Source organism: Gordonia sp. 852002-10350_SCH5691597, assembly GCF_001665715.1.
Lineage (GTDB): Bacteria > Actinomycetota > Actinomycetes > Mycobacteriales > Mycobacteriaceae > Gordonia > Gordonia sputi.
This window is the reverse complement of the sequence record NZ_LZMO01000176.1, coordinates 1-2,191: the sequence shown is the minus strand read 5'-3', so window position 1 is coordinate 2,191 and position 2,191 is coordinate 1. Positions and strand designations below refer to the sequence as shown.

At 66.3% G+C, this 2,191-nt stretch carries 3 protein-coding genes and 1 pseudogene; 1 reads left to right on the top strand and 3 read right to left on the bottom strand.

Annotated features, from left to right (window positions below):
- Nucleotides 1-23: 23 nt before the first annotated feature.
- A complete protein-coding gene (locus A5777_RS12205) occupies nt 24-887 on the bottom strand; it encodes a universal stress protein (protein ID WP_005202566.1) in 864 nt (287 codons plus the stop codon).
- Between the two features lie 308 nt (nt 888-1,195).
- Between A5777_RS12205 and A5777_RS12200 the strand changes: the two genes are divergently transcribed.
- Nucleotides 1,196-1,456 carry a hypothetical protein gene (locus A5777_RS12200; protein WP_210734464.1) on the top strand — a complete coding sequence of 87 codons (261 nt, stop codon included), beginning with the start codon at nt 1,196-1,198 and terminating at the stop codon, nt 1,454-1,456.
- 164 nt (nt 1,457-1,620) lie between these two features.
- On the opposite strand, the gene A5777_RS25410 is transcribed toward A5777_RS12200, so the two are convergent.
- Nucleotides 1,621-1,860 carry a hypothetical protein gene (locus tag A5777_RS25410; RefSeq protein ID WP_231895039.1) on the bottom strand — a complete coding sequence of 80 codons (240 nt, stop codon included), beginning with the start codon at nt 1,858-1,860 and terminating at the stop codon, nt 1,621-1,623.
- Between the two features lie 7 nt (nt 1,861-1,867).
- Nucleotides 1,868-2,191 (bottom strand): annotated as a pseudogene (locus tag A5777_RS25405) (hypothetical protein); the annotation flags it as partial.

The following is a 2,191-nucleotide window of genomic DNA, read 5'->3' as shown; positions in this document are numbered from 1 at the left end:
CGATCAGCGAGGGCCGACGACCGTCAGCTCCGCACGACCATCACTGGAGCGTTGGCCTCGCGCAGCACCTTCTGGCTCGTCGACCCCAGGAGCAGGCCGGTGAAGCCACCGCGACCACGGCTGCCGACCACGATGAGCGACGCCTTGTCGCCTGCGGCGTCGAGCACGGCCTTCGCCGGGTCCTCGGGAATCACCTTGCGCTCGATCGTGACGTCGGGGAAGTCCGACGCAAAGCCCGCCAGCCGCTCTGCGAGTGCTTCGACGGCATCCTGCGACATACGAGTGACCTCGTCGGGATCGATTCCGTAGCCGTGCAAGGCGTCGACGTCGAGCGGGGTCCAGGTGTGCACCGCGACGAGCGGCACGTTACGCAACGACGCCTGGCGGAACGCCTCCTTGATGGCAGCCTCGCTCACCGGCGAGTCGTCGATGCCGACGACGACAGGTCCGTCGGTGTTGCCCTCGCCGTCAATCACGACGACGCGACCGTGGTGGTGCGCGGCAACGGTCATGCTGACGGAGCCGAGGAAGAGTCCCTTCACGCTGCCGAGCTTGCGTGTTCCGACGACGATGAGTGCGGCGTCCTTGCCGAGTTCGAGCAGGACTCGGGCTGCGTCACCGTCGACGATCGACGTGTGGATGGTGATGTCTGGAGCAACTTCCTTCGCTGCGGCGGCAGCGCTCTGGACGGCGTCGGTGGCGTCCTGCCGAATCGCATCGATCACGTCCTGCGGGATGATGAGTCCCGGAGCGTAGTCGCTCGTGCTCGCGTCGTAGACCCCGACCAGCTTCAGGTCGAGGTGTTCGAGTTCTGCTTCCTTCGCAGCCCAACGGACCGCTGCCGTTGCCGCTTCAGAACCGTCGACGCCGACGAGAATCGCGTTCATCTGTTCTCCAACTCCTCACAACTGTCTGCTCAGTAACCCTCACCATCCATCGTGCCCGCCGACGGTTGCGAGGGCAATGGAAGAAAGTCCTGAAGGTGTCAGCAGAGCCTTCGGCGGTGATCGGCGGATGTACGGTGGATGAACCGCCGCCCATATCCGGAACAAACGGCACCTTCACCCGAACTGATTGGTGGTGACCCAAAATGACTGGGCCGCAAGACAATTTGCCCAGCGATCGAGATGGTCGGAACGAGGGCGAATCCACCGGCAGCCCATCACCGTCCGAGCCGAGTGAGTTCCGTCGCGCAATGACGTCAGTGGTGATCACGGTGCTTTTCACGGTCGCCATCGTGTTAGTCGCGGCCGCGTCGTCGGACGGCCTGCAAACGCTGTTGCTCGTCGTCGCCCCGATTGTCGTACTGATCGCAGCACTGTCGACAGCGGTACGCACGTACCGGGTCTGGCGCGCCGCCGGCCGCTGGCAGATCTGGCAGGGCGCAATGTGGTTCGAGTTCGCCTTCTTCGTCATCGTGCTGTTCGGCACGGCGCCGCTACTGCTGGCGGATTGATACTCGACACCAGGCGGCAGGACCCCTACCCCGCCACCGGGGCGTGGCGGCGGGCAGGCTGGTTGCGGCACAACCGGATTCGACGGTCCACCCGGATCGTGGGCTAGCGCGCGGGTCGGGTTGGCGCGCGGGTCGGCTGACGCGGTGGTCAGGTGACACAGCGGTCAGGCGGCGTCGGCCAAAGGCGGGTCGACGTCTCCGGGCGGATCGACGCCGCTGAGCCGGTTGGGGCCGCCGAGGCGGTCGAGGCCTGGTGGAGCCGGACCTGTTGGCGCGTCTGGGCCTGTGGGTGGCTCGGGGTCGGGTGGATCAGCGAGGTTCCATTGGATGTCGACGCGCGAGCTCAGGCGCAGGGTGTCGCCGGTGGGCATCGCGTCCGCCAGTGCGAGTTCGATGTCGGTCACCGTCGCCTCATTCACGCTCGGCGCGCCTGGTGTCGAGGGCGGCGACGTCATCCAGGCACCGACTGCGTCCGCGACCACAATCTCGGCGTCCGCTGAACCCGACGGTCGCGTGACGATCTCTGTGTCGGCTGTATCCGAGGCTTGCGCGTCGATCGCGGTAACCGTGGCGCCTGTCGCGCTCGCGTGTGCCGTCGCTGCGGGCGGCGGTGTGGTTGTTGATGTGTTCGGCGGTGAGGTAGTCGTGGAAGTCGGCTTTGACGTCGGCGATGCGGTTGATGCGTTCGGGATTTGCGGGCATGCCGGGTGTGGCGTTGAGTCGCCACGCAACACG

What these genes read in the sequence shown, in the direction of transcription:
- A5777_RS12200 (WP_210734464.1), top strand. Translation starts at nt 1,196, where the DNA reads ATGACGTCAGTGGTGATCACGGTGCTTTTCACGGTCGCCATCGTGTTA.
- A5777_RS12205 (WP_005202566.1), bottom strand. Translation starts at nt 887, where the DNA reads ATGAACGCGATTCTCGTCGGCGTCGACGGTTCTGAAGCGGCAACGGCA.